Genomic DNA, 6,174 nt, shown 5'->3' on the forward strand with positions numbered 1-6,174 from the left:
GAGGGGCATCCGCATCACGCGGCCCCCCTCACGGCCGGAATCCCGGCCACGACGCCGAGCAGGCACGCGTGGTCGACCACGCCCAGGCAGCGCCCCTTGTCGACCACCCGCGCGGTCTCACCGGTACGGACGACCGCCTCGATCGCCTCGGAGACGGTGGTTCCCGGTGCCAGTGCGGGCCCCGAGGCACTCTCCGTGCCGTCGGCCGGACGCATCGCCGACCGCACGGTCAGGACCTGTTCGCGCGGAACATCGCGTACGAAGTCCCGCACGTAGTCGTCGGCCGGAGATCCCACGATCTCCTCCGGAGTGCCCAGCTGGACGATCCGGCCGTCCCGCATCAGCGCGATCCGGTTACCGAGCTTCAGCGCCTCGTTCAGGTCATGGGTGATGAAGACCATCGTGCGGCCCTCCTCGCGGTGCAGGCGCACGACCTCCTCCTGCATGTCCCGCCGGATGAGCGGGTCGAGGGCGCTGAACGGCTCGTCGAACAGCAGCACTTCGGGGTCGACGGCGAGGGCCCGCGCCAGCCCGACGCGCTGCTGCTGACCGCCGGAGAGCTGTCCGGGGCGCCGGTCCTCCAGTCCGTCGAGGCCGACCTTGGCTATGAACTCCGCTGCCCGTGAGCGACGCCGGGCCCGTCCCATGCCCTGGATCTCCAGCCCGTACGCGACGTTGTCGACGACCGAGCGGTGCGGCAGCAGGCCGAAGTGCTGGAAGACCATGGCGGCGCGGTGGCGGCGCAGTTCACGCAGCCGTCCCGCGTTCATCGACAGCACGTCCTCGCCGTCCATGGTGATTGCGCCGGAGGTCGGCTCGACCAGCCGGGTGAGGCAGCGTACGAGGGTGGACTTGCCGGATCCGGACAGGCCCATCACGACGAACACCTCGCCCGTGCGGACGTCGAAGGAGACGTCGCGCACGGCGGCGGTGCAGCCGGTCCGCTCGCGCAGTTCCGTGCCGTCGAGCTCGGCCAGTGCGGCGTCACCGGGCACCCGGTCGGCCTTCGGCCCGAAGACCTTCCAGAGGTTGTGCACGGAGAAGACGTGCGGCGGTGTGTTCATCGGGCATGCCCCCCAGCAGTGGCGCCGAGCAGCTCCGCGCACTTCTCCCCGACCATCAGCACCCCGATCATCGGGTTGACGGTCGGCATCGTCGGGAACACCGACGCGTCGGCGATCCGGACGGCGTCCAGACCGCGGATCCGCAGATCGGGTGCGACCACGGCGAGCGCGTCGTCGGCCGCGCCCATCCGGCACGTTCCGGCCGGGTGGTACACGGTGTGCGCGACCCTGCGCGCGTACTCGCTCAGATCCTCGTCCGAGGTGACCTCCGGCCCCGGGCAGACCTCCCGCTTCAGCCAGCCGGCCAGCGGCTGCCGCGCGGCGATCTCGCGGGCGATCCTGATCCCGTCGACGAGCGTCCGTCCGTCGTAGTCCTCGGGGTCGGTGAAGTAGCGGAAGTCCAGGGCGGGTTTGACCTCGGGGTCGGGGCTGGTCAGATACAGCCGGCCGCGGCTCCTCGGCTTCGGGATGTTCGGCGTCATGGACACCCCGTGCTCCGGACGCTCGTACCCGAGCCGCTCCGGATTGTCCGTGAAGGGGATCTGGTAGAAGTGGAACATCAGGTCCGGTCCCGGGCTCTCCGGGTCCCGGCGGACGAACAGCCCGGCGTCGCTGTCCATCGCGGAGTTCTCCGGAATCGGTCCGTGGGTCTCCCAGACGATGACCGACTCCGGGTGGTCGAGCAGGTTCTCACCCACACCCGGCAGGTCGTGCACCACGGGTATGCCGAGCTTCTCCAGCTCCGCGCGGTGGCCTATCCCGGAGTGCATCAGCAGCCGGGGCGTGTCCACCGCGCCCGCGCACAGCACCACTTCGCGCCGGGCGCGTACCAGCCGCTCCGTGCCGTCGGCGGTACGCACCCGTACTCCGGTCGCCCGGTCGCCGTCGAGCTCCAGCCGGAACGCCCAGGTCTCCAGGGCGATATGGAGGTTCGGCCGGTCGAGGAAGGGGTGCAGATACGCGACGGAGGCGGAGGAGCGCTTGTTGTTCTCGGGATGGTAGGCGAGGTCGAAGAACCCCACGCCGTCCTGGAAGGCCGCCTTGTTGAAGCCCTCGACGCGCGGGACTCCGAGAGCCGTCTGCGCCGTGTCGACGAAGTCGCGGGCGATGGCGTTCCGGTCGGCCTCGGCCACGGGAACGATGTTGTTGAGCAGCCGTGCGAAGTACGGGTCCATCGACGAGGCGTCCCAGCCGTCCGCGCCCGCCCCGGCCCACTCGTCCCAGTCGGACGGCAGCGGCTTGAAGGCGATCAGGGTGTTGTGGGACGAGCAGCCGCCGAGCACCCTGGCCCTGCTGTGCCGGATGTTCGAGTTACCACGGGGCTGCTCGGTCGTGGGGTAGTCGTAGTCCAGCTCGCCGCCCAGGAGGCCCATCCAGCGGCGCAGGGTCAGGACGTCCTCCCGTCCCACGTCACTGGGGCCGCCCTCGATGAGGGCGACGGTGACGCCGGGGTCCTCGGTGAGCCGGGAAGCGATCACGGAGCCCGCGGTGCCGCCGCCGACGATGACATAGTCGTAGTGGGTCATGTTCTCCATCGCCGCTGCTCCTGTCAGCCCGCGAACCAGCGCACCGGGCGCGGGGCGAGGTTCTGGTAGATGTGCTTGGACTCGCGGTACTCGGCGAGACCCGTCGGGCCGAGCTCCCGGCCGATGCCGGACTTGCCGAAGCCGCCCCACTCGGCCTGCGGCAGGTAGGGGTGGAAGTCATTGATCCAGACGGTGCCGTGGCGCAGCCGGGCCGCTACCCGGCGGCCGCGCCCCGGATCGGCGGTCCACACGCCGCCGGCCAGCCCGTACTCCGTGTCGTTGGCGAGAGTCACGGCCTCGTCCTCGGTACGGAACGTCTCGACGGTCAGGACCGGTCCGAAGACCTCCTCGCGCACCACGCGCATGGAGCGGTCGCAGTGGTCGAGGACGGTGGGCCGGTAGAAGTACCCGGGCCCCTCCGGACGTTCGCCGCCCGCCCGCAGCACCGCGCCCTCGTGGAGCGCGGAGGCGACGAACTCCTCCGTCCTGGCCAGCTGTTGCGCCGAGACGAGCGGACCGCACTCGACACCGTCGTCGGTGCCGCGGCCGATCCGGATCAGCTCGGCGCGCCGGGCGAGCTCGGTGACGAACCGCTCGCGGACCGACTCCTCGACGATCAGCCGCGATCCGGCGGAGCAGACCTGGCCGCTGTGGATGAAGGCGGCGTTGAGCGCCTGGTCCACGGCGGTGTCGAAGCCCTCGTCGGTGGCGCAGGCGTCCGCGAACACCACGTTGGGGTTCTTGCCGCCGAGTTCGAGCGCGACCTTCTTGACCGACTCCGCGGCGGCCCGCATCACCTTCGTCCCGCTGCTGAGCCCGCCCGTGAAGGAGACCAGGTCGACCCCGGGGTGTTCGGCCAGCCGGGCGCCGACGGTGGCGCCGGGGCCCGTGACGATGTTGGCGACCCCGGCCGGCAGTCCGGCCTCCGCGAGCAGCGCGATCAGCGCGACCGTGGTCAGCGGAGTGATCTCGCTCGGCTTGATCACGAAGGTGTTGCCCGCGGCGAGAGCCGGCGCGATCTTCCAACTGGCCTGGAGCAGAGGATAGTTCCACGGGGTGATGAGCCCGCAGACGCCGACGGGTTCATGCACCACGACGCTGTGGATCTCCTCGGAACCCGCGTCGACGACCCGCCCGCCGCTCTCGTTCATGACGAGGTCGGCGAAGTAGCGGAAGGCGTCCCGCACACAGTCCACGTCGACCCGGCCCTCTTCGAGCGTCTTCCCGGCGTCGCGGCACTCCAGCGCGCCGATCCGCTCCCGGTCGCGCTCCAGCAGACCGGCCACCCGCCTGAGCAGTGCGGCGCGCTCCGCGACGGGCGTGTGCGGCCAGGGGCCCGCGTCGAAAGCGGTCCGGGCCGCGGCGACGGCGGCGTCCGCGTCCACGGCGGCCCCCTCGGAGACGACGGCGAACGCTGTCGCGTCCACGGGGTCGAGAACCTCGCGCGTGGCGCCGGACGCGGCGGCTCGCCACTCTCCCGCAACCTGGATCGTGTGTTGTGCCGACACGTCGTGTGCTGCCCTTTCGGTGGCCGTACGGCTGACTCCGGGCAAACCCCGGCGGTCTGGCCCTCTTCCCCGGAAGTCCGAAGCCATGCGCGGAGGCTCTCGCGAAGTGACCCGCCTTACGGGAGCCGCACGTCAGGGCGGTGTCGCGCGCTGTTCCGCGGGCCACTGGCGTACCGGGCGGGGCAATCGCCGGTCCGCCCGGTGCTGGTGGCCGCCGTGATGCCCTGTAGGCCGGCTGAGTGAAATGGCTTAAAAATATTGATATGAGACTATTTGGGTAACGTAGGCCCAGGCCGGGAACCGACCGTGAGGAGTGGGAACAGCCATGGCGGACGAGCAGTACGAGGAACCGGACAACACCGCGGTCCGGGTCGCGCTCTGGCGGGCGATGCACGTACAGGCCGACGCCGAGCCGCATGTGTTCGAGGACGAGATCGGCCTGCGGCTTGCGGCGCCGGAGGACGACTGGCGGAGCCGTCCCGACATGGACCCGGACGCCACCAGCGGGTTCCGGGCCGCCACGGTGTGCCGCGCCCGTTTCGTCGAGGACCTGGTCGCGGAGGAGATCCGCCAGGGCATCGACCAGTACGTCATCCTGGGAGCAGGCCTGGACACCTATGTCCAGCGCAGGCCCGGGACAGCTTCCCGGCTCCGGGTCTTCGAGATCGACCAGCCGGCCACCCAGGCCTGGAAGCGCCGGCGGCTGATCGAACTCGGCTACGGGATCCCCGACCGGCTGCGACTGGTGCCGGTCGACTTCGAGGCGGGCGGCGACTGGTGGCAGCAGCTGTCGGACGCCGGCTTCGACGCGAGCAGGCCGGCGCTCGTCGTCTGCGCCGGCGTCACGGTCTACCTCACCAGGGAGGCCATCGCGGCGACCCTGCGCACGCTCGGCGGGCTCGCCCCCGGCTCGACGCTCGCCATGACGTTCATGCTGCCGGCCGAACTCGTCGATGACGCGGACCGCGACCGGCTGGAGGAGACCAAGCCGAGGGCGCGCGCGTCCGGAACCCCCTTCATCAGCTTCCACACCCCGCGGGAGATGCTCGCCCTGGCCCGCGCCGCCGGTTTCGAGACCGCCCGGCACGTGTCGGGACCCCAGCTGGCCGCACGCTACTTCGCGGACCGGACCGACGGTCTGCGCCCGTCGAGCGGCGAGGACCTGCTGATCGCCACCGTCTGAAAACCGCCCGTTGCCCCGCCGGGTACGGCCGGAAAAACAGATGCGGGTGGTCGCCGCTGCTGTCACGCTGCGCCGGTGAACCGAGAAGAGATCTCCGGAATCGCCCATACCCGCCACCCCGTCAAGTCCCCGCTCGACGACGACTCGGTACGTCAGCTGCTGGACCACGCCATCACGCGCGGCGACGAGCGCGTGCTCGACCTCGGCTGCGGCGCCGGGGAGTGGCTCCTGCGCGCACTGACCGCCCGGCCGGAACTGCGGGCCGAGGGCGTCGACATCTCCGCGAGCGCGCTGGCGGACGCCCGTACGCGCGCCAACGGGCTCGGGGTCGCGGACCGCCTGGCCCTCCACCGGGTGCCGGCTGCCGACTTCGTCTCGCCGCACCGGTTCGATTCGGTGCTGAGCTTCGGGTCCGCCCATGCCTTCGGCGGGCTGCTCCCCACCCTGGCCGCGGCCCGCGGACACCTGGCTCCGGGCGGCCGGGTGCTGGTCGGTGACGGCTTCTGGGAGCGTGAACCATCACCGGAGGCCGTCGAGATGCTCGGGGACTTCGCCGACCTGGCGACGACCGTGGACCAGGTCATGGCCGACGGCTGGACGCCCGTCCACGGCCACGTCAGCACCCGTCAGGAGCTCGACGACTACGAATGGGCCTGCTGGGGGACGCTGGCCGACTGGGCGCTCGACCACCCCGGTCACCCGGACGCCGCGGAGGCACTCGCCCTGTCCGCCACCCGGCGCACCGAATGGCTGCGCGGCTACCGCGACACCTGGGGCTTCGTCAGCCTCGTCCTGCGCCGCACCGCCGACTGACGGTCCTGTGCCGCACCGCCGACTGACGGTCCTGTGCCGCACCGCCGACTGACGGTCCTGTGCCGCACCGCCGACTGACG

Annotated in this window: 5 protein-coding genes; 2 read left to right on the forward strand and 3 right to left on the reverse strand. The window is 71.3% G+C overall.

The window, feature by feature from the left end; translation table 11 throughout:
• Window positions 1-14: 14 nt before the first annotated feature.
• Genes ACIP89_RS24240 through ACIP89_RS24250 form a run of 3 tightly spaced genes read right to left on the reverse strand, consistent with a single transcriptional unit; the run spans window position 15 to window position 4,098 of the window.
• Window positions 15-1,064 (reverse strand): glycine betaine/L-proline ABC transporter ATP-binding protein, encoded by a 1,050-nt coding sequence (locus ACIP89_RS24240; RefSeq protein ID WP_402116659.1) that lies wholly within the window; start codon window positions 1,062-1,064, stop codon window positions 15-17.
• Entirely contained in the window at window positions 1,061-2,599 is a 1,539-nt protein-coding gene (locus ACIP89_RS24245) for a GMC family oxidoreductase (RefSeq protein WP_402116661.1), read from the reverse strand. The genes ACIP89_RS24240 and ACIP89_RS24245 overlap by 4 nt, the downstream gene beginning before the upstream one ends.
• A 14-nt stretch (window positions 2,600-2,613) precedes the next feature.
• The gene (locus tag ACIP89_RS24250) at window positions 2,614-4,098 is read right to left on the reverse strand and encodes an aldehyde dehydrogenase family protein (protein ID WP_402116662.1); all 1,485 of its coding nucleotides are present in this window, start codon (window positions 4,096-4,098) and stop codon (window positions 2,614-2,616) included.
• Window positions 4,099-4,423: 325 nt separating this feature from the next.
• Between ACIP89_RS24250 and ACIP89_RS24255 the strand changes: the two genes are divergently transcribed.
• Both ACIP89_RS24255 and ACIP89_RS24260 read left to right on the forward strand, forming a co-directional pair.
• On the forward strand, window positions 4,424-5,281 hold the full coding sequence (locus tag ACIP89_RS24255; protein WP_402116663.1) for a class I SAM-dependent methyltransferase: 858 nt from the start codon (window positions 4,424-4,426) through the stop codon (window positions 5,279-5,281).
• A 75-nt stretch (window positions 5,282-5,356) separates the two neighbouring features.
• On the forward strand, window positions 5,357-6,094 hold the full coding sequence (locus ACIP89_RS24260; RefSeq protein ID WP_402116665.1) for an SAM-dependent methyltransferase: 738 nt from the start codon (window positions 5,357-5,359) through the stop codon (window positions 6,092-6,094).
• Window positions 6,095-6,174 lie beyond the last annotated feature (80 nt).

Source organism: Streptomyces sp. NPDC088730 (assembly GCF_044751215.1).
GTDB lineage: Bacteria > Actinomycetota > Actinomycetes > Streptomycetales > Streptomycetaceae > Streptomyces.